Here is a 20,740-nt window from a genome sequence, read left to right as displayed (position 1 = left end):
TGTCATGCTTGTCTACTTTTTCGCATACGTTAAATCAATGACAATATGTTAGTGAAAGGAAACGGGACATGATAAGCGCCATAATCTTTCATAGTGTTTTAGGCTTTTCAATCTTTATGTGTGGGATGAAATTAATGGAATTAGCATTATTCCGCTTAGGTGGACCTACTTTTCTACGCCTTTTAGAGCGTTCTACTCGTACTCCACTTCATGGTCTTATGCTAGGCACTGCAAGTAGCGCCTTCTTACAAAGTAGCACTGCCGTAACGGTGTTATCGATTGGTTTCGTTAATAGCAGATTACTTCCCTTCTCACGCACTTTAGGCATTATTCTCGGTACTAATATCGGGACATGCCTAACGACTGAGTTAATAGGACTAAATATTCATCACCTTGCCAAACCGTTAATGATTGGTGCACTTATTCTTTGGGGGATCACAGTTCTACTTGTCGAGTATCGCATTATACCTTCACTATATCAATGGAAAGGCAGCGAATTTATCCGATCACTTTCCATTGTATTATTCGGGTTTGGTACGCTACTGCTTGGATTAACCGTTATGCAAGGAATTGGACCTGTTATTCAAAGCTCAGAATTATTTCATTGGTTTCTAGCACAAGCGCAGACTACCCTTTGGTGGGGCATACTATCGGGCGCAGTACTAACAGCACTTATCCATAGTGGAGCAGCTGTCATCGGTATGATTATGGGGATTGCCGCACTTGGTGTACTCCCGCTAGATCTAAGTATTGCAATCGTTCTAGGTTGTAATATAGGTACATGTGTAACTGCGATCATCGCCTCACTTGGCGGTTCAAAAGGGGGTCGATACGTCGCTATAGCGCATCTCGTTCTTAATATAGGAGGAGCATTACTATTCTTCCCATTTATCGACATACTTGCAACTGCCGTAATGTGGACGACAACCTCTATAGCAACAGCGATCGCACATGCACAAACGTTATTCAACATCATCTGTTCATTCATCGCATTACCGATTTGTTATCTGAAATGGTTCAAACGCCTCGACTAGGCGGACTTTGAACAACCTCTACAAAGAGAAGAAAGGATTCCTTATTCCTTCTCTTCAAGAAGTCCATAAGAAATCCTTAATCTATTATGCCTGAGCAGCGATTTTATGTGCATCATTCTCATTTACGTAACTATCTAGCACACGAACAAGCTGACCTTTACATTCGTTCACGCCTGCTTCAGTTATTTTTACGCGGCAAATTTGACCGATAAGTTCTTCTGATCCTTCAAATACGACAGTAATATAGTTATCAGAATGACCGCTAATTAGACCTCTACCTTCATGGCCTTTATGCTCTCGTTCAGGGATAACGTCTAACAGTTCCCCTACAAACTTCTGCGCATATTTCAATTGCATCTCTTCTGATAGTTCAATGAGACGATGGACACGCTCATTTTTCACTTCTTCATCAACCTGATCAGTCATACGTGCAGCAGGAGTTCCTGTACGCTTAGAATATGGGAATACATGCATCTCGGAAAAACCTAGCTCTTCCATAAAGCGATAGCCCTCTTCAAATGACTCATCCGTTTCACCTGGGAAGCCAACAATAATATCTGTTGTAATCGCAACGCCAGGCATCGCTTCTTTCAACCGTCTCACTTTATCTGCAAATTGCTCCGTTGTATATTTACGACGCATTCGCTTTAAGACACTATTCTCACCCGCTTGAAGTGGAATATGTAGATGCCGGCACATTTTTGTTGATTTGTTCAATACTTCAATCATCTCATCGTCAATCTGACTAGCTTCAATGGAGCTAATACGAATACGTTCCAAACCTTCTACTTTATCCAAATCCCATAGTAGACGTGTTAGATTGTAATCTTCCATATCATCCCCGTACCCACCAGTATGGATGCCAGTCAGTACGATTTCCTTATAACCAGAAGCGACTAATTGCTTCGCTTGTTCGATAACCGTCCCGGCCTCACGAGAACGAGACAAGCCACGTGACCATGGAATAATGCAGAATGTGCAGAAGTTATTACAGCCTTCTTGTATTTTCAGAAATGCTCGTGTGCGTTCCGTAAAGTTCGGCACGTCAAGCTCCTCAAAATGACGAGTTTTCATAATATTGCGGACAGCATTAACTGGCTGGCGCTCTTCTTGAATTTGCTTCACATACGTCATTATTTTATCGCGATCTTGTGTACCAATAACAAGATCGACGCCTTCGATCGCCATAATATCCGCTGGAGAAGTTTGAGCATAGCAACCTGTAACAGCAATAATTGCATCAGGATTACGACGAACTGCACGACGAATGATTTGGCGACTTTTTTTGTCACCAGTATTCGTTACAGTACAAGTATTAATCAGATATACATCAGCGGTTGATTCAAATTCAACCTGCTCATAGTTATTGTCCTTAAAAACTTGCCAAATTGCCTCTGTATCGTAAAAGTTTACTTTACAGCCTAGCGTATAAAATGCGACCGTTGACATAAGGTCACACGCCCCCCATCTCACCTGATTCATATAGTACGCAGGATAGTCCAACTATTCCCGCTGTTTCAGCACGCAATATTCTTTTCCCTAACCCTACTAGCTTAGCTCCTGCACTTTCAGCTTGACTAGCCTCTCGCTGGGCAAATCCACCTTCTGGACCAGCAATCAGCAATACAGTCGGAGAACTTATACCATCGGCTATACATTGCTCTTTGAATGGTAGCAGTACATTTCTTAGATGAATACCTTGACCATCTCCATCTACTTTTTCATAGCAGAATAGAACAAGATCGTATGAATCAAAACTATTAAGTAGTTGCTTCCAGCTCAATGGCTCGGCAATCGTCGGAACGCTATTTCGATGCGCTTGCTCAGCTGCCTCTTTGGCAATTTTGCTCCAACGCTCAAGTCGTTTGGCTTCTTTCTTACGATCATATTGCACAATGACTCGTTCAGATTCAAATGGAATAAACGAAAATGCGCCTATTTCAGTACATTTCTGGACAATCAATTCCATCTTGTCGCCCTTCGGCAGTCCTTGTGCTATCGAAACTTTCCACTTTGCCTCTGCATCAAGTGGTAGTGACTCAACAACCGTAAGCTGAACCTGCTTTGCTTCAAGCTCTGTAATTTCCGCTAGAACCGTTCGCTCCTGTCCGTCGCTTACAATAACTTGATCGCCTTCCTTCATCCGCATGACACGAATGATATGATGAGCATCTTCATCTTGAATGATAATGCCATTATCCACGAACTGCTCTTTACTTACAAAATATCTTTGCATTTCATTCATCCTTTAATCAATATATATACCGATGCTCACAGTTCATTCATTTACTAAACATCTATAAGTGCATGTTCACATTTTTTTGAACAACCTCTATAAAATAGACATAAAGAAAATATATATATTAACACTCATGTTCTCCCCTAGCATTAATACAGGACTAATGGTAACGGCTCTCAAAGGTGGTATAAATACCATTAATAAAAATATAATTGAACCCCAATGAGCATTCTGTTCCAATTTGAAGCGTGTACGTAATGGTAGAAATTCTGATACAATTCGATAACCATCAAGTGGTGGCAATGGAATTAAGTTAAATACGAATAGCAAAAAGTTATATTGAATCATTTTCAAAAAAAATAACGAAATTGCATTCGTAACGCCTTCAGACCCTGCAAATAACCACCCTGTTTTTATAAAAACAACATAAACAATAATCGAAATAATACCTAATATTAAGTTACTGAGCGGTCCAACTAGTGACACGATAACGCTCATGACCCGAGGGTTTTTGAAGCGACTAGCTCTAACAGGTACCGGCTTAGCCCAACCAAACCCAGCAATAAGAATTAATATGAAGCCAAACCAATCCAAATGCACCATTGGATTCAGTGAGACACGCCCTTCACGATAAGCCGTGTCATCACCAAATTTATAAGCAGTATATGCATGAGCGAACTCATGTACAGTAAATGCAATAAGTAAAACTAATACGATAAACGGAAGTTCGTCAAACGGATAATTACTAAAATTCATTAGTTCACCTGTGGCTTACGAGCAACGAAAGCAAGCCAATCCTCATCGCGATGTTTATCGGCAATTTCAAATCCTGCTGCAATTAATCCTTGTTCCACTAATTCTTCTTTGTTTTTCCAAATACCAGATGCAATATAAATCCCCCCCGGTTTCAACGCTGCAAATACATCATCAACAAATAACATAATAATCTCTGCCAATATATTTGCTACAACAAGATCAACCGGTAGTTTCACTGTTAATTCATCGGTATTATCCTTACTTTCAAGTACGCCTAGCAGATCACTAAGCTTCACCTCTGCACGATCGGATAAATTGTTCAAGCTAATATTTTCGATCGCACTTGATACGGCAACTGGATCAAGGTCTAGAGCTAGCACATTTTTCACACCTAACTTCAACGCTCCAATAGCTAGCACTCCTGACCCCGTTCCTACATCAATCATTTCCTCTCCACCTTTAATGACGGCTTCAAGTGTTTTCAAGCAAAGTGATGTTGTCGGATGTGTACCCGTTCCAAAGGCCATTCCTGGATCAAGCTCGATAATTAGTTCATTTTCGGAAGCCTCATACTGCTCCCAGGTTGGCTTGATCGTGATTCGATCTGTAATTTTAATCGGGTGGAAATATTCCTTCCACGCATTAGCCCAATCCTCATCATCAACTTCCAAGTAGCTATACTCGACATTACCAGGATCGATGCCAAATTCTCTAAGTTCCTCTACACGAGGTGTGATGTCTGCAATAAGCTGATCCATATCGATTTCTTCTGTAAAGTAGCCTTTTAGAATAGCTACACCTTCAGGAATATCATTAAGCGCACGATCATACCACTCACCATACTTCGTATCACGAGGTTTATTCATATTTTCAGACTCTTCGATTGAGACGCCGCCTGCACCATGCTCATGCAAAAAATTCGATATCATTTCAGTTGCAACCTCAGTTGTTGCAATCGTTAGTTCATACCATTTCATTATGTAAACCTCCATCTTTTTACGGCAAATTACAGTAAGCCTAATCTCTATTGTACAACAGCTAGATGCTCTTGACAAAGGCTTGCTAGAAATATTGAAAGAGTATCTTATTCTTTTTCGATTGACATTGAGAATGATTATCGTCACTATGAATAAGTAGTTTAGTACTCTGTATACGTATATCCGTCCTTGAACTTGATAATTAATCGACTGCTAAGTTGTTTGGCTGATTCCGCATCTAGCTTTAACTCTGGGTAGTCCTCCGCGAATATGATGGCATGCGTATAGGAATATTTTAAGTTGTTGTCTACATCGCTGAGATCAGGTTTATATCCGTTGTCGATCGCGAACTGCTCCAAGCTAACGGATTGTTCAATTAGCCCACCTGCAAGCGCAACCTTATATTTATCTTCTATCTGGGCGTAATTGGCCGCGCGTTGTTCTACTCGCTTGGTCACATCGACCTCATCATACTGCACATTATCTTTCCATACTTGAATAAGCACTTGTTCCATTTCCGTTCCACTAACTCCCAAATCATTGATTGTAAATGCGAAGTACGTCTCCTGTTGATCTTGTAAAATCGCCGTTCCGCCACCGTTCATCGTAACTCGATTTGTGTAGAATTCATCATATAGCGGAAGTTGTTGCTCAGAAACATTCAATTGCTTTTGCCCTGTTGTAGCACTTTTCTCCCACACATCGAATTGGTAATTATGTTCAAGGGAAACGTCTAGCTTGGTCCCATAAATCAACCCGCTTTGCTCAACTAAAGCAACTTCCTTCTGCTGATCATCATCCTGAGCACTATAAGAAATCCAAATTTCGGCTAATGGCGCCACCTCTTTTAAAGTGACCTTTAACTCGATCTGTACCTTTTTCTGCACGGGATCAACATCCAGCACCGTATAGTCAACCTGGGAAATCTTGTCTGTCTGAGCCCTTAGCTCGTTACCTACACCGTTAATAATTCTGTTTTCTAATGACATCATATTATTTTGCATAAAGTTCATGTCTGCACTAGTTTGTGCTTGGTAATTTCCGATTTTTTTTCCGAGAGAATTGCCGAAATACAACATTACTATTAGATTCAAAACTAATAATACAATGATCACATTCTTCTTATCCATAAAAAATCCCCCTATAGTTAACAGTGTTAAGTCCATCTTATCCGAACTTTATTCTCACCGTCTACCATAAGGGGATAATACTGGGAAATGTTTTTTTGTAGGTCGTTATGTTACAACTTTTTATTAGTTTTTCGCACTATCACACTAACCCTATTTCTGTTCACATCTAATGAACGGCTATCCTCGTGATCTTCCACTGTCAATTCTTCTGCAAACTCTTCTTCATCCCAATTAACAGGCAAATCTCCGAAATTAACTTTTTTCATTTCATTTTTTTCGTCATACATACGATGCCCTCCCATAATCGACGAGCAAACTTCTCATCTTAATTAAGTGAACCTGAAGTAAATTTTCTGTTCAACTATAGTATGAGCATATATGACGTTCTTTAGTATTTGCTTCTCGTAAATATTGCAGCACCTCAAACCCGTTGCCATCATCCATCATGAGGTCCAGTATCAATAATTCGATCGTATATTTCTGTAACAATTGAATAGCTTGTCGTCCTGAACTGGCTTCAATGACTGACAGTTCTGCTTGTTCTAAATGTATTCGAATTAACTGACGAATTTCGGGTTCATCATCTACAATTAAAATTTTAATAATGGTGGATCATTCCTCCTTCGTAAGTGACATGAAACCAATCCTAATCATGATCAAATCATAACAATAATAAATAGTGAAATACATATTTTATAACAAGCATTAAGAATTCATTAAGATTTCATTAAGAAAAGTACATTGGTATTTTGCTATTATAAGAAGAATGATTTTTGAGTTATCTAAAATGAGGAGGTTGGTTATGTTTAAACGCACGGTATTAAGCTCCATGGCATTGGTCTTATGTTTATCTGTAACACCGGTTCAAGCAGCAGAAGCAGAAGTTATTCAATCTCTTTATGTTTCTTATTTTGGACGGCCGACGGATCCCAATGCTTTTACCGATCTAAAAGATTTAGATGCGGCTACGAAGGCGAAGTTCGATGCGATGATTTCAGCAGGTATCATCCTAGGTTCCTCCGATAACACTTTCGGACTGAATGACGAAATGAATCGGGCCCAATTTGCAAGGGTAGCTGCGCTTATTTTTGACCTGAAAGTTGATACTACTCCAAGGAAGTCGTCGTTCAGTGACGTAAAAGTAGACAATCCTACGCTGCCTTATATTGAGGCGATCCATGCGGCGGGAATAACGAGTGGTATGGGTAATGGAGAGTTCAACCCAGAGGGCTTAGTGAATAAGGAGCAATTGGCCACATTCCTAGTTCGAGGATTAGGTATCGAGGAGAAAGTTGAATCGACTCCAATTGGGCTGCTGGATATGTCCAGAAGGCGCTCGATCTAGGCTTGCTAGAGAACGCTCCGGACGGTACATTCGGCGGTAAGGAGGAGGCGAGGCGCGGGCTGCTTGCTACTGGAGGCTTCGAAACAGTTAGAACGTTTGAAGATACCAAACCTCTTGAAGTGTCTGGAGCAGACTTTGCAGCGGGAAACAAGCTACATCTGACTCATGATCTTCGCTTTTCTAGTTATCAGAATAAAAGAGTTTCAACATTGAATAAGAGACGCCATCTGATAGTAGGGTAAGCGAAGGATTACTCTCCGCTCCTACGAATGTGCTGGGGATGGAAAGAAACCTTTACAACTTGGTATAACTATTCACTGAATGTCGAAGTTGTGCAGGATAGGGTGACTGCGGCGACGATACGTCGCTACGCATCCCCTTTCCTCTTCCGCCCATTGACCAATGACTAATAACCTAAAAACCCAACCTCATTATCCATTCAACAAAGCGCTCCTTCTCCTCAAACTGCGGATAATGAGCTGATTCTTCAAATCGTACGAATTCCTTTACTGGTGCATCTAGTATATCGAAGTAATCTTTTGCCGCTTCCATAGATGTCATGTAATCATATTGTCCCATAACAAAATAAGTGGGTATTTCCAAGCGCTCAACAATATCGGTGATATGGTTAGTTGATACTTCCTTAATCAAGGATTTTTGTGAATTGGATATCCCCTTGATTGAGCGAATCACATCCAGCCCATTATTCTCAGGATTCAGCAGTAACCCCAAGTAATAATCCTGGTTATCGTTGATGAGTCTAGCTGCACCGCCATATTTTCGAACAAGATTTCTGGGTGTGTACTGCTCCCCTCGTTCGATGGGGTCTCGAAGAAGCTCTAAGCTTTCCACATCATCCAAATTTCCCGCTTGCTTTGCCTGTTCAATGGTGTATTCCAAGCCATCCAGCTCACTCTGAATCGTATCAGCCATTTGTCCTATTCCTATATATGCTTGGAATTTATCTGGCGCTTTAGCAGCAGCCTTCATCCCAATATAGGTTCCGAACGAATGTCCAATCAGCAGAGCTTTATCTTGATCTAATTTCTTTGTAACATAATCTGTTAATGCCAGTAAATCATCAACAAGTAAATCGGTTCTCAGGTTCGAATAGTCCTCAAAAAAATGATAAGACTTCCCACTTCCGCGCTGATCATAATGAACGATAGTAAAATACTGCTCAAGCTCTTCCTGATATTTTCTCACATACGGAATCTCGGAGACGCCTGGACCTCCATGTACAAAGATCATGATCGGATTGCTCCGATCGACTCCTCTAATCATGATCTCATGTCCTGCACCGTTGATTTGGACCTGATCTAGTACACTGATGCTGTTCTTGCCTTTAATTTGTGGTGTCCATGTAGGAAATACCAAACCTAGTACAGCTATTATAATGATGATTAACAAGCTACGTTTTAATATTTTTGAAATCTTTCTGCGCATGTAACCGCTCCTTAAAGTTGGATCGTATCCATCTTTTTAATTTTCATCTAAGGCATGTGCTCTTCCATTATAATACATATTCAAAATACTGCACCCCCGCCACAAGAGTTAATTTCCAGAAACGGGATACGGTATTCAGACAAATCTTTTTAAGTCTGATGATACGGTATTAGTTAACTTTGGTATCTGACAGTGGGCATCGATGTAGACTCTATCGACCTGTCTAAGATTACGATCAACGGAGTGGCGTTAAATCCCAAGTTGGACAGCTTTGCTCTGTCTGAAGACAAGAAAACGATTATTATCAAGTTGCATGATGGCTTCCAGTTAAATACGTCCAAGACACCAGTCATCGCCGTGAACGGCCTGAAGACACAATTCGGTAACGATGTGAAAAACGATGAAAGTAATAAGATCCCGGTTACATTGACCAAGCCTCCAGTCAGCTCAACAACAACGCCAACATCAACACCGGAACCGACAAATCCAAATCAAAGCTAAGATTGCACGCAGGGAATGAATTTAAAATCATGTTTAATGTAATTCACGTTTGTCACAACGATTCCGAAAAGACCTAACATTTCGGGAGAATAGTCAACACCGTACATAATTACTTCCAACGGGTTCGAATGTTACTTTCGATCATGACGGAGAGATACGTGATGCCCTTTGCGGCGAGCAAAGATCAGCATAGGGATGGCAATAAACAGACTGATTATGACGGGTACTATCGAAGCTTCAAGACCAAATTCGCCTCCAGTGAGAAGGGCCGGGCCCGTAACTTCGACCGTGAAGAGACCGGAGGAGGGATGCCCCGAGACGGGGATACCTAAGAGTCCCACCGTTGTATTCCAAATGAAATGGAGGCTAATGATAAACCAAACATTGCGCCGCCAAAGGAAGGCTGCACCTAGCAATACACCAGCTTCAATGGCAATAGCGAAACCTCCCCAAATTGTAGCTCCGGGGTTGCCGAGGTGAGCGATCCCGAAGAAGAGGGATGTCACGGCCAATGCAATCCAACTTCCCCACATTTTTTCAATTGCTTGAAAGGCAAGCCCCCGAAAGATCAACTCTTCTACCAAGGCAGCGCTAAGTGCTGTGGTGATGATAGGCAGAACGACAGAGCCAGCGTTTTCGGGTGACCATTTGAATGAATAGCCACCAAATGAGATGATGAGAACCGTTGAAACGATGATAAAGATCAGACCGACGACAGCACCGGAAATTGCTTCCGATACCGCACGTTGTACCAGAAGTTCAGTAACCAGACGCTGCGCCAGAAATTTCATTACGAGCCAATAGAGAACGATTGCAACAACGCTTCCGACAAGTGTCAGTACGAAGGACCCTAGTGCTTTTGAATCTTCGGAAAACAAGCTGAATGTCACATTGGCGAGGACGATACCAAGCGCTCCCACAAGCATCCAGATGAGAGGGAATTGAAAGAACGAAACAAACTTAGATATTCTCTTACTGCTAAGCACCTCATTATCGGGTGTATTAGTCTTTCTCATCATAAATAATCTCTCCTCTTCCTCTTACAGGATCTCTATTCATATTTCGATATTACCGGTAACAAATCATACTATACTTTAAAAAAGTCATATATCAGGAGTGCCATTTAGTCATATCATGGTCATATGACTTTAGCGAAATAGATTATTAGAATGGGGACGACTAGCCCCGACCTCTCACACCATCGGACAGGTAATCTACATCAACAAAAAAGCTGACATCCGTTACGGTGTCAGCTTGTGAAGAACTTCGACTTCGCGGGTAATGAGTCCGTACTCATTGTTTCTCTCAAGCAATTCGGGTTCAAAGGCCCTTGTATCCATAGTCGATGGAATACCACTTTTCAGCAAGTTTTTAATCATCTTGTCTGCCATTTCTTGCGAAATCAATGTGCCGCCTGTGTGAACCACCCGTATGCCGGCTATAAGGTTTTTGGGATGGATAGCTTTGAGCAGGAAGCCTTCAGCTCCGTGGCTTAACGCTGCCAGAACGTAATCAACCTCTTTGTACGAAGTCAGAATAATAATTTTCGTTAACGGGAATCGTTGTTTGATCCTCTCGGTTGCCACAACGCCATCCATAATAGGCATATTTATATCCATAAGGACGATATCCGGTTGGAATTTTTCACAATAGATGATGGCTTCTTCACCATTCTTAGCCAATCCCACAACCTCGATGTCGTCTTCTATCCCTAGTACTATATTGAGACTTTCAAGGATCAATTCCTGATCATCAACTATGAGTACTTTGATATTAGGCATACAACTTACCCCTTTCAGTGGTATTTCGCATCTGATTTCAGTGCCAGCGATCGCCAGGGCAGAGATTGAAAAGGTGCCTCCCAGCATCTCTATCCGATTCTTCATTGTGGTCAGGCCGAACCCATACTCCATTTTATCCAAAGGATTTCCATTATTTTGAATGACAACACGTAAAGTTGATGCAGTAAAATGGAGCACCAACTCAATTTCCGATGCTTTTCCATGCTTTAGTGCATTCGTAAAAGACTCTTGGATCACCCGAATTATCGATTGGCGCACATCGAAACGAATTTATTCATCTTTACTGTGTAGTCAGATTAACATAGAAAGAAAAAAGAGGACCTCTACCTACGTATAGGTACAGAATCCTCTCCCTTATTTGGATTGATTACTCTCCACGAAATGCTTTTTTCATTTTATCGAAAATCGATTCGTGATGTTCTTCAGTCACTGTAGCTGGTTCGCTAGAACCACCGAATTGACGAAGCAATTCTTTCTGTTCATCTGATAGCTTAGTTGGCGTGACAACCGTAACCTTCACATGCTGGTCACCAGCACCTATTCCGCGAAGCTTAGGTACACCTTTCCCTTTTAGGCGGAAGTATGTGCCTGTTTGCGTGCCTGCTGGAATTTTCAACTTAACTCGTTCATTCAATGTCGGAATTTCGATCTCAGCACCCAATGCAGCTTGCACGAAGTTAATCGGCACTTCACAATAGATATCATCGCCTTCACGATCAAAGAATTCATGACTCTTCACACGCAGAACGATATATAGATCACCTGCTGGGCCGCCTTTTGAACCGCCCTCACCTTCGCCACTAATGCGAATTTGAGAACCTTCATCAACACCTGCAGGAATATTAACTTTAATACGACGTTGCTTCTTCACACGACCTTCGCCTTGGCAAGTTGTACATTTCTCTGGAATAATTTTACCAGTTCCACGACAAGTTTGACATACTCGACGATTAGCAATACGACCAAATGGTGTATTCTGAACCACTTCTTGTTGTCCAGAACCATGACATGTCGAACATGTTTTCGGTGATGTCCCTGGCTTCGCACCTGAACCATGACATGGGTCACAATTTTCTGTGCGTGGAATTGTAATTTCAGTTTCCTTACCAAATACGGCTTCTTTAAATTCAATAGTCATCGTATATTGTAAGTCATTACCACGTTGTGGGGCATTAGGATCACGTTGTCTACCTCCACCACCAAAGAACATATCAAATATATCTCCAAAACCACCACCGAAGTCAGCGCCACCTGCGCCGCCCATGCCTTGGTTAGGATCAACATGACCATAACGATCATACGTATCACGTTTGCCATCATCACTTAGTACATCATAAGCTTCTTTCACTTCTTTGAACTTCGTCTCAGCATCCGCTTCTTTATTAACGTCCGGATGATATTGACGCGCCAATTTACGATACGCCTTCTTCACATCATCTGCCGAGGAGTCTTTACCAACTCCCAGCACTTCATAATAATCGCGCTTGTTTGCCAACTGATCTCACCTCCGTACCTATTCTATTAATATGAGTGCAATATTGTTATCTGTTCGCATAATCATCGTGTTCACAGGTAACAAGCAGAGAGAGGTCGAAGGTAGGGTTAGCCCACCTCGACCTCTCACCCATTACTTATTACTTGTTGTCATCTACCACTTCATAGTCAGCATCAACAACATTATCTTTACCTTTTGCAGAACCTTCTTCTTGAGCTGGTTCGCCTTGACCTTCAGCCTGCGCTGCTTGTTCGTAAAGCTTTGTAGACAATTGTTGCACGATTTCCATCAATGCATCAGTAGCTGATTTGATCGCTTCAAGCTCGTCAGTAGCAAGAGCTGCTACAACTTTTTCTTTTGCTTCGTTCGCTTGAGCTACTTCAGCTTCGTCAACTTTACCTTCAAGATCTTTTAATGTTTTCTCTGTTTGATATACAAGTTGGTCAGCGCTATTTTTCGCTTCAACTAGTTCTTTACGTTTATTATCTTCTTCAGCATGAAGTTCTGCTTCTTTCATCATTGCTTCAACGTCAGCGTCGCTTAAACCGCCAGAAGATGTAATTGTAATGTTTTGGCTCTTACCTGTACCTTTATCAAGTGCAGAAACATTAACAATACCGTTCGCATCGATGTCAAATGTAACTTCGATTTGCGGTACTCCACGTGGTGCTGGAGGAATATCATTCAATTGGAAACGACCTAATGTTTTGTTACCTGCTACCATTGAACGCTCACCTTGTAGAACATGAATTTCTACACCAGGCTGGTTATCAGCATATGTGGAATACACTTGAGATTTACTAGTTGGAATCGTCGTATTGCGATCGATCATTTTAGTAAACACACCACCAGCTGTTTCAATACCTAGAGATAGTGGAGTTACGTCTAAAAGTACAACATCTTTCACTTCACCAGTTAAAACACCAGCTTGAACAGCTGCACCAAGTGCAACTACTTCATCCGGGTTAACGCCTTTATGAGGGTCTTTACCGATAAGTTTTTTAACTGCATCTTGTACAGCTGGAATACGAGTAGATCCACCAACTAGTACAACACGGTCGATTTCACTTGTAGACAAACCAGCATCTTTCAATGCTTGACGAGCTGGAACCATTGTACGCTCAACAAGTTCAGCAGAAATTTCTTCAAATTTCGCACGAGTCAAGCTCATCTCTAAATGCTGAGGAACGCTATCTACCATCGTAATAAACGGCAATGAAATTGTCGTTGTAACAACGCCAGAAAGTTCTTTTTTCGCTTTTTCAGCAGCGTCTTTAAGACGTTGTACAGCTGATTTATCTTTAGAAAGGTCTACACCTTGTTCTTTTTTGAATTCAGCAACGATATAATCAATAATTACTTGGTCAAAGTCGTCACCACCAAGCATGTTGTCACCGCTTGTCGCTTTAACTTCGAAGAACCCATCGCCTAGTTCAAGGATAGATACGTCAAACGTACCGCCACCTAGATCATACACTAGAATCGTTTGATCTTCTGATTTTTCCATACCGTATGCAAGTGCTGCTGCAGTAGGCTCGTTAACGATACGTAGTACTTCAAGGCCAGCAATTTTACCAGCATCTTTCGTAGCTTGACGTTGGCTATCATTAAAGTAAGCAGGAACTGTAATTACTGCTTGAGTTACAGTCTGTCCAAGATAAGCTTCTGCATCAGATTTAAGCTTTTGCAAAATGATTGCAGAAATTTCTTGAGGAGAATATTCTTTTTCATCAATTGTTTCTTTATGGTTACTACCCATATGACGCTTAATAGACATAATTGTACGATCAGGGTTAGTAATCGCTTGACGTTTTGCAGTTTCACCTACAATACGCTCACCATCTTTTTTGAATCCTACAACAGATGCAGTCGTACGACTACCTTCTGGGTTTGGAATTACTACCGCTTCTCCGCCTTCCATAACCGCAACGCAAGAGTTTGTTGTACCTAAGTCAATACCAATAACTTTACTCATTTTAAATTCCTCCTACACTATTGTGGCTTCACGACGTAACTTCTTTGTAACAAATAGTTACTTCGAAAGCATAATCTAATTTTTTTGTATATTTCTTAAAGCACTTTATTTCAAATAGAGGTTCAAAAACTACGTTGAAACGAAACCCAGCACCGTGTACGGCATGAGTACACAAGCGAAAAACCTTTAGCCCGAAGCTTCCAATAAAGGTTCAAAAAGTGGGCTTTCAGAACCGAGAAGATGGAGCTAATTTTCGAAAGGCGGAAGCGCAAGTGTACATGATTACGTACATGCGAACCGTACTTTCGAAATTCGCTTCATATTCGACGCGACTAAGCTACAACGCAACCTCATCGTTATCAAAGTCCGCTTTTTGAACTACCTTACCCGCTTACTTTTACCATTGCTGGTCTTATTACCTTGTCTTTAATCATAAATCCTTTTTGAAGCTCTTCAACGATAATTCCCTCTTCATATTCATCAGTCTCTACAGTCATAACTGCTTGATGATATTCAGGATTGAATGGTTGACCAACCGTTTCCATCGTCACTAAGCCTTCAGCTTCCATTGTTGTCATCAGCTGACGGAAGATCATGTCTACACCTTTTGCCAAAGCATCATAGTCTTGATTAGCAGCAGAAGCTACAATAGCTCGATCAAAATTATCAACAGTTGGAAGTAAATTTTCGACTAATTTAGATGATGCATATTTCGCAAGCTCTTCTTTTTCCTTTTGAGTTCTACGACGGAAATTATCATAGTCTGCTTGAACTCGAAGTAATTTTTGCGCTGCTTCATCCAATTGCGCTAGCAACTCAGCTGTTTGCGAATCTGCCTCAGTCACCTCATTAATTTGCGGCTCTTCAGCAGCATATTGGGTAGTCTCATTTACTTCATCATGATTCATATCTGAATCGATCTGCTCAGCAGCAGTATCAACGAATTCTTTTGTTTGCTCATTCGTACTCACCCTATCACCTCCTTGAATTAGTTCGGACCTACTTATTTATACCAACGACTCATTGCTGTACCCACATCTTTGGAAATGAGATCTAAGTAACGAATTACTTTTTCATATTCCATTCTTGTTGGGCCAAGAATTCCAATCGTTCCAAGCACATTTCCGTCTAGCGCATAAGTTGCCGTAATTAAACTACAATCTGTAATGGCTATATGATCATTTTCAGATCCAATGCGAACTTGTATCCCTTGTGGAGATGCAGAAAACAGCTTCATGACTGTAGGTGTCTCCTCTAGCATATCCAGAATCGTCTTAATCTTATCAACATCCTTGAACTCAGGCTGGATTAGCATATTCGTTGCACCACTCATAAATACGCGATGCTCGTCCCCTTGTTTCAATGCATCATCGATGACATTAAGTAAGCCTTCAAAATGGCCTACATAACGTTCTAATTCCTGACCTACTTCAGCATAAAGTTTTGCTTTCAAATGGAATAGCGGCACTCCTGCAAGCTTAGCATTCAAAATATTAGTAACCTGCTGTAGCTGGTCCATCGATAACCCTTGAGGCAATTGGATCGTACGATTTTCAACATGTCCCGTATTCGTCACTATAATCGCGACTGCGGACGTATCGGTTAATGGTATTAAACCAAAATGCTGTAATGAATTAGTAAATAATTCAGGTCCAAGTAAAATCGATGTGTAATTCGTTAAATTAGACAATACAAGTGCTGCATGCTGAATAACTTGTTCCATACGATTCATCTCATCAGTTACAAAAGAGCGAATGACGGAATGATCAATTTCCGAAGTCTCAGTTTTATTAATCAGATGATCTACATAATAACGGTAACCTCTTGTTGAAGGAATACGGCCTGCAGATGTATGTGGTTGTTCAAGAAATCCAAGTTCCTCAAGGTCCGCCATTTCATTACGAATGGTAGCTGGACTGTAACCAATATCATCGCGCTTGGAAATGCTTCTTGATCCGACCGGTTCAGCAGATCGGATATAGTCATCCACTATCGCTTTTAAAATCAACCTTTGTCGTTCTGTTAGCACTTCACATTCCTCCATTCACTAGGCTGATAATTCTATTATAACCATTTCGTTAGCACTCATCAACTCCGAGTGCTAATCGTTAATACAAAAATACCAAATCGGTCTGATTATTGTCAAGTCGATTTGGCATTTATCTTAATATTTTATAGTATTTTTTTCATGACTGCGATTTCATCACATGCATGAAGCTTTGGACAGTTCATACAATCTGTCCAAACCTTTTCAGGAAAAATCTCTTTCTCAACAACATGAAAATCATTTCTCAAAAAGAAAGATACTGCATATGTTAAGGCCATAATTTTACTAATGCCTTGGGCTTGCGCATTTTCAATGAGGCTGTCGACAATTTTTCCGCCGATGCCATATCCTTTATAGCCTTCGGTCATACCTAATGAACGAATTTCTACTAAGTCTTCACCAAGTCTTGTCAATGCTCCGCATCCTACAAATTTCCCGTCTACTTCAGCTACAACGAACGTATCTATACTACGAATTAGCGCTTCCTTCGAACGAGGCAGCATAATTCCTTTCTCAGCGTAACCTTTAATTAATTGATACAAAGAATCAACATCATTCGATGTCGCATTTCTACATAATACATGTAGTGTTTGCATAGCTGCCTTCACCTCCGAAAAAATACTCATTCATAATTATACAGTCAATATGAATGAATATACATCATCTCGGAAGATTATGCAATCCTATTTATTCACTATTTTATTCCCGATCTTCAAGAAATGCAGCAAACACTTCATTACCCAGCAGCAAACCTTTATCCGTCAATCGATAGATCGCATCATCTTGTATTTCTACACGTTCTAACAGCCCTTTTTCCATCTGATCCTTGATTATCGTTCCAAAATGATGTTCTAGTGTCTCATTAGGGAATTGTTCATGGAAAACGGAGGATTTCACGCCATCAGCCAGTCTTAAGCCAACCATCATAAAGTCTTCCATCGCTTCTTGCTCAGATACTTCAAATTGATCTAGACGAGGTAGCTTCGTTTTGCATGCTTCAATGTAAGGCTGTACGCCTTTAATATTAACATGACGTTCTCGGTTGACATAGCCGTGCGCACCAGTACCTAGCCCGTAGTAAGGCTCATTCCGCCAGTAGGTAGAATTATGTTTACTCTCAAAACCAGGCTTAGCGAAATTACTAATTTCATAATGCTTATAGCCACGTTCTTTGATCCGCTCCATCAATAGTAGAAACATCTGAAACTCATCATCTTCATGAGGAAGTACGAGTTGATTACTTTCATAAAGCTTGTGGAACAATGTATTTTCTTCTATTTTCAAGCTATAAAGTGAATAATGCGGCAAATCAAGCTCTAATGCTTTACGCACACTATCTTCTAATAATTCCACAGTTTGACCAGGCAAGCCAAACATTAAGTCAATCGACATATTCGTAAAACCGATTGCCCTCGCATTTTCTAGGCTACGATAGACATCTTCTACTTCATGTATACGACCAATCCGCTTCAACAGCTCGTTATCAAATGATTGTACGCCAAAGCTAAGACGATTGACTCCACCATCGAACATCGCTTGTAGCTTATCCTTGTCCGTTGTACCTGGATTAGCTTCCATCGAAAATTCTACATCATTAGCAAGTGGGAACCAACGTCTTACAGAAGCAAGAAACTTCTCCATCTGTGGCGGTGTTAATACCGTAGGTGTACCACCACCAACAAATACGGTTTTGATTGTTTCTGGCTTCCAGATTTCCACTGTTCGTTGCATCTCAAGCTCCAACGCATCTAAGTAAGCGTCAACTGGTTGTCCCTTCAATATATAGGAAGTAAAGTCGCAATAGTGACATTTATTCGTACAAAATGGGATGTGAATATATAACGCTTCTGGTATCGGTTGCATATGCTACCCTCCTAAAACTTTTCGTTAACCTTCATAAACTACTTCTTGCAAAACGAAAAGTAGCTTCGTAAGCATTCACTTAAACTTTTCATGAAACTTCTTGTTATTCTTCAAGCGAATGAAAAGTAGCTTCGTAAGCATTCACCTAAAACTTTTCGTTAACCTTCATAAACTACTTCTTGCAAAACGAAAAGTAGCTTCGTAAGCATTCACTTAAAATATAAAAAGGGCCGCCCATTATCGCTCCTCGAAACGACGATTGGGCAACCCTCAATAGCTACTTCAGCTTACAATGAAGTATATGTTATTCCATTAATCCTCGTCGATCTTCAGAACAGCCATGAAAGCTTCTTGAGGCACTTCAACGTTACCTATTTGCTTCATTCGTTTCTTACCTTCTTTTTGCTTCTCTAGCAATTTACGTTTACGGCTAATGTCACCGCCATAACATTTTGCAAGAACGTTTTTACGCATCGCTTTTACTGTTTCACGAGCAATAATTTTCGTTCCGATCGAAGCTTGAATAGGCACTTCAAACATTTGTCTTGGAATAAGCCCTTTAAGCTTGCCACAAATGATGCGTCCGCGATGGAAGGCACGATCACGGTGAACAATGACAGACAATGCATCAACTTGTTCTCCGTTCAACATAATATCCATCTTCACAAGATTAGAGCGACGATAGCCAGACAGCTCATAGTCAAATGATGCATAGCCTTTCGTACCTGATTTCAATTGATCAAAGAAATCATATACAATTTCTGCTAACGGCATTTCGTAAATGATCGTAACTCGGTTTTCATCCAAATACTCCATATTAACAAACTCACCGCGTTTGTTTTGACAAAGTTCCATAACAGTTCCCACAAAATCATTAGGAACGATGATACTCGCTTTAACATAAGGCTCTTCGACATGATCTAATTTCCCAACTTCTGGATAGTTAGATGGATTGTCAATATTATACTGCTCACCGTTAGTTAACGTGATTTGGTAAATAACACTCGGCGCCGTCGTAATTAACGGGATATTGAACTCACGCTCAATACGTTCTTGAATGATCTCCATATGCAATAGTCCAAGGAAACCACAACGGAATCCAAAACCTAGCGCTGTTGAAGATTCTGGTTCATAGCGTAATGATGCGTCGTTAAGTTCAAGCTTTTCAAGCGCATCGCGAAGTGCATTATAATCTGTAGATTCAATCGGATAAAGACCACAGTATACCATCGGATTAATCCGACGATAGCCTGGCAAGGCCTCTAATGCAGGTTTACTTGCATTAGTAATTGTGTCACCGACACGAGTATCCTTAACATTTTTAACGCCCGCTATAACAAAACCTACATCGCCGACACGTAATTCATCAATAACTGTAGCTCTTGGAGAAAATACGCCAACCTCGAGCACTTCAAATTCCGCTTTTGTCGCCATAAAGCGAATTTTCTGACCTGCTTTAATTCCACCGTCCATTACACGTACATTTACAATGACACCTTTATAAGGATCATAATGCGAGTCAAAGATTAGTGCTTTCAACGGTAGATCAGGATCACCATTAGGCGCTGGTACTTTCTCAACAACTTGCTCAAGAATCTCAATAATTCCGATTCCTGCTTTTGCTGAAGCGAGTACAGCTTCACTAGCATCAATCCCGATAACATCTTCTACCTCTTGCCTAACACGCTCAGGCTCTGCACTTGGCAAGTCAATCTTGTTAATAACCGGAAGGATTTCAAGATTATTATCCAATGCCAAATATACATTGGCCAAAGTTTGAGCTTCAATTCCTTGTGCCGCATCCACGACTAACAATGCCCCTTCACAAGCAGCTAAGCTACGTGAAACCTCATATGTAAAATCGACATGCCCTGGCGTATCAATAAGATTAAGAATGTAATCTTCTCCATCTTTTGCACGATACGATAAACGAACAGATTGTAATTTAATTGTTATTCCGCGCTCACGTTCCAAATCCATATTATCGAGAAACTGAGCTTGCATTTCACGGGAAGTTAACGAACCCGTCATTTCTAATAATCGGTCTGCCAATGTTGACTTACCATGGTCAATATGAGCGATAATAGAAAAGTTTCTAATTTTCTTCTGTCTTTCACGAACGTCGGTCAT

General features: G+C 40.8%; 21 protein-coding genes. 4 read left to right on the top strand and 17 right to left on the bottom strand.

All coding sequences use genetic code 11. The features are described 5' to 3' along the window. Positions 1 to 68 precede the first annotated feature (68 nt). Positions 69 to 1,034, top strand: a complete 966-nt coding sequence (locus tag AC1TPB_RS01175) for a Na/Pi cotransporter family protein (RefSeq protein WP_482074816.1) — start codon at positions 69 to 71, stop codon at positions 1,032 to 1,034. Positions 1,035 to 1,118: 84 nt separating this feature from the next. Here AC1TPB_RS01175 and mtaB read toward each other — a convergent pair whose 3' ends face one another. The 7 genes from mtaB to AC1TPB_RS01140 form a co-directional block, all read right to left on the bottom strand. Then, positions 1,119 to 2,483, bottom strand: a complete 1,365-nt coding sequence (gene mtaB / locus AC1TPB_RS01170; RefSeq protein WP_482074815.1) for a tRNA (N(6)-L-threonylcarbamoyladenosine(37)-C(2))-methylthiotransferase MtaB — start codon at positions 2,481 to 2,483, stop codon at positions 1,119 to 1,121. Between the two features lie 4 nt (positions 2,484 to 2,487). After that, positions 2,488 to 3,270, bottom strand: a complete 783-nt coding sequence (locus tag AC1TPB_RS01165; RefSeq protein WP_482074814.1) for a 16S rRNA (uracil(1498)-N(3))-methyltransferase — start codon at positions 3,268 to 3,270, stop codon at positions 2,488 to 2,490. 96 nt (positions 3,271 to 3,366) lie between these two features. Then, positions 3,367 to 4,029, bottom strand: a complete 663-nt coding sequence (locus tag AC1TPB_RS01160) for a site-2 protease family protein (RefSeq protein WP_482074813.1) — start codon at positions 4,027 to 4,029, stop codon at positions 3,367 to 3,369. Continuing rightward, entirely contained in the window at positions 4,029 to 5,006 is a 978-nt protein-coding gene (gene prmA / locus AC1TPB_RS01155; RefSeq protein ID WP_482074812.1) for a 50S ribosomal protein L11 methyltransferase, read from the bottom strand. Before prmA ends, AC1TPB_RS01160 begins: the two co-directional genes overlap by 1 nt. A 161-nt stretch (positions 5,007 to 5,167) precedes the next feature. Continuing rightward, positions 5,168 to 6,136, bottom strand: a complete 969-nt coding sequence (locus tag AC1TPB_RS01150) for a hypothetical protein (protein WP_482074811.1) — start codon at positions 6,134 to 6,136, stop codon at positions 5,168 to 5,170. 110 nt (positions 6,137 to 6,246) lie between these two features. Further along, complete coding sequence (locus tag AC1TPB_RS01145; protein ID WP_482074810.1) at positions 6,247 to 6,423, bottom strand: hypothetical protein; 177 nt, start codon at positions 6,421 to 6,423, stop codon at positions 6,247 to 6,249. Positions 6,424 to 6,493: 70 nt separating this feature from the next. Next, positions 6,494 to 6,727 (bottom strand): response regulator, encoded by a 234-nt coding sequence (locus AC1TPB_RS01140; RefSeq protein WP_482075073.1) that lies wholly within the window; start codon positions 6,725 to 6,727, stop codon positions 6,494 to 6,496. 211 nt (positions 6,728 to 6,938) lie between these two features. Between AC1TPB_RS01140 and AC1TPB_RS01135 the strand changes: the two genes are divergently transcribed. Together AC1TPB_RS01135 and AC1TPB_RS01130 are read left to right on the top strand one after the other, a co-directional pair. Next, positions 6,939 to 7,481, top strand: coding sequence for an S-layer homology domain-containing protein (locus AC1TPB_RS01135; protein WP_482074809.1), 543 nt, complete (start codon positions 6,939 to 6,941; stop codon positions 7,479 to 7,481). After that, a complete protein-coding gene (locus AC1TPB_RS01130; protein WP_482075072.1) occupies positions 7,433 to 7,723 on the top strand; it encodes an S-layer homology domain-containing protein in 291 nt (96 codons plus the stop codon). Before AC1TPB_RS01135 ends, AC1TPB_RS01130 begins: the two co-directional genes overlap by 49 nt. Positions 7,724 to 7,895: 172 nt before the next feature. Here the strand turns inward: AC1TPB_RS01130 and AC1TPB_RS01125 are convergent, their stop codons facing one another. Beyond that, positions 7,896 to 8,927: an alpha/beta fold hydrolase gene (locus AC1TPB_RS01125; RefSeq protein WP_482074808.1), complete on the bottom strand. Its 1,032-nt coding sequence runs from the start codon at positions 8,925 to 8,927 to the stop codon at positions 7,896 to 7,898. Between the two features lie 192 nt (positions 8,928 to 9,119). On the opposite strand from AC1TPB_RS01125, the gene AC1TPB_RS01120 reads away from it, so the two are divergent. Then, positions 9,120 to 9,428 carry a hypothetical protein gene (locus tag AC1TPB_RS01120; RefSeq protein WP_482074807.1) on the top strand — a complete coding sequence of 103 codons (309 nt, stop codon included), beginning with the start codon at positions 9,120 to 9,122 and terminating at the stop codon, positions 9,426 to 9,428. A 131-nt stretch (positions 9,429 to 9,559) separates the two neighbouring features. Here the strand turns inward: AC1TPB_RS01120 and AC1TPB_RS01115 are convergent, their stop codons facing one another. The 9 genes from AC1TPB_RS01115 to lepA form a co-directional block, all read right to left on the bottom strand. Continuing rightward, positions 9,560 to 10,447: a CPBP family intramembrane glutamic endopeptidase gene (locus tag AC1TPB_RS01115; protein ID WP_482074806.1), complete on the bottom strand. Its 888-nt coding sequence runs from the start codon at positions 10,445 to 10,447 to the stop codon at positions 9,560 to 9,562. Positions 10,448 to 10,669: 222 nt separating this feature from the next. Beyond that, a complete protein-coding gene (locus tag AC1TPB_RS01110; RefSeq protein ID WP_482074805.1) occupies positions 10,670 to 11,488 on the bottom strand; it encodes an ATP-binding response regulator in 819 nt (272 codons plus the stop codon). Positions 11,489 to 11,597: 109 nt separating this feature from the next. Beyond that, positions 11,598 to 12,725 (bottom strand): molecular chaperone DnaJ, encoded by a 1,128-nt coding sequence (dnaJ, locus tag AC1TPB_RS01105; protein WP_482074804.1) that lies wholly within the window; start codon positions 12,723 to 12,725, stop codon positions 11,598 to 11,600. A 139-nt stretch (positions 12,726 to 12,864) separates the two neighbouring features. Then, a complete protein-coding gene (gene dnaK / locus AC1TPB_RS01100) occupies positions 12,865 to 14,700 on the bottom strand; it encodes a molecular chaperone DnaK (protein WP_482074803.1) in 1,836 nt (611 codons plus the stop codon). Between the two features lie 383 nt (positions 14,701 to 15,083). Next, complete coding sequence (gene grpE / locus AC1TPB_RS01095) at positions 15,084 to 15,671, bottom strand: nucleotide exchange factor GrpE (protein WP_482074802.1); 588 nt, start codon at positions 15,669 to 15,671, stop codon at positions 15,084 to 15,086. 32 nt (positions 15,672 to 15,703) lie between these two features. Beyond that, a complete protein-coding gene (hrcA, locus tag AC1TPB_RS01090; protein WP_482074801.1) occupies positions 15,704 to 16,729 on the bottom strand; it encodes a heat-inducible transcriptional repressor HrcA in 1,026 nt (341 codons plus the stop codon). Between the two features lie 143 nt (positions 16,730 to 16,872). Beyond that, positions 16,873 to 17,373, bottom strand: coding sequence for an N-acetyltransferase (locus AC1TPB_RS01085; RefSeq protein WP_482074800.1), 501 nt, complete (start codon positions 17,371 to 17,373; stop codon positions 16,873 to 16,875). Between the two features lie 73 nt (positions 17,374 to 17,446). Beyond that, positions 17,447 to 18,610 carry a radical SAM family heme chaperone HemW gene (gene hemW / locus AC1TPB_RS01080; RefSeq protein ID WP_482074799.1) on the bottom strand — a complete coding sequence of 388 codons (1,164 nt, stop codon included), beginning with the start codon at positions 18,608 to 18,610 and terminating at the stop codon, positions 17,447 to 17,449. Between the two features lie 312 nt (positions 18,611 to 18,922). Next, positions 18,923 to 20,740, bottom strand: a complete 1,818-nt coding sequence (gene lepA, locus AC1TPB_RS01075; RefSeq protein WP_482074798.1) for a translation elongation factor 4 — start codon at positions 20,738 to 20,740, stop codon at positions 18,923 to 18,925.

Source organism: Paenibacillus sp. Y951, assembly GCF_056786395.1.
Note: the sequence above shows the minus strand (reverse complement) of the source record. Positions and strands in the feature narration are given on the sequence as shown.

What these genes read in the sequence shown, in the direction of transcription:
- mtaB (WP_482074815.1), bottom strand. Translation starts at nt 2,483, where the DNA reads ATGTCAACGGTCGCATTTTATACGCTAGGCTGTAAAGTAAACTTTTAC.
- AC1TPB_RS01125 (WP_482074808.1), bottom strand. Translation starts at nt 8,927, where the DNA reads ATGCGCAGAAAGATTTCAAAAATATTAAAACGTAGCTTGTTAATCATC.
- hemW (WP_482074799.1), bottom strand. Translation starts at nt 18,610, where the DNA reads ATGCAACCGATACCAGAAGCGTTATATATTCACATCCCATTTTGTACG.
- AC1TPB_RS01135 (WP_482074809.1), top strand. Translation starts at nt 6,939, where the DNA reads ATGTTTAAACGCACGGTATTAAGCTCCATGGCATTGGTCTTATGTTTA.
- dnaK (WP_482074803.1), bottom strand. Translation starts at nt 14,700, where the DNA reads ATGAGTAAAGTTATTGGTATTGACTTAGGTACAACAAACTCTTGCGTT.
- AC1TPB_RS01085 (WP_482074800.1), bottom strand. Translation starts at nt 17,373, where the DNA reads ATGAGTATTTTTTCGGAGGTGAAGGCAGCTATGCAAACACTACATGTA.
- lepA (WP_482074798.1), bottom strand. Translation starts at nt 20,740, where the DNA reads ATGACCGACGTTCGTGAAAGACAGAAGAAAATTAGAAACTTTTCTATT.
- AC1TPB_RS01165 (WP_482074814.1), bottom strand. Translation starts at nt 3,270, where the DNA reads ATGCAAAGATATTTTGTAAGTAAAGAGCAGTTCGTGGATAATGGCATT.
- AC1TPB_RS01115 (WP_482074806.1), bottom strand. Translation starts at nt 10,447, where the DNA reads ATGATGAGAAAGACTAATACACCCGATAATGAGGTGCTTAGCAGTAAG.
- AC1TPB_RS01150 (WP_482074811.1), bottom strand. Translation starts at nt 6,136, where the DNA reads ATGGATAAGAAGAATGTGATCATTGTATTATTAGTTTTGAATCTAATA.
- AC1TPB_RS01160 (WP_482074813.1), bottom strand. Translation starts at nt 4,029, where the DNA reads ATGAATTTTAGTAATTATCCGTTTGACGAACTTCCGTTTATCGTATTA.
- AC1TPB_RS01175 (WP_482074816.1), top strand. Translation starts at nt 69, where the DNA reads ATGATAAGCGCCATAATCTTTCATAGTGTTTTAGGCTTTTCAATCTTT.
- AC1TPB_RS01145 (WP_482074810.1), bottom strand. Translation starts at nt 6,423, where the DNA reads ATGTATGACGAAAAAAATGAAATGAAAAAAGTTAATTTCGGAGATTTG.
- prmA (WP_482074812.1), bottom strand. Translation starts at nt 5,006, where the DNA reads ATGAAATGGTATGAACTAACGATTGCAACAACTGAGGTTGCAACTGAA.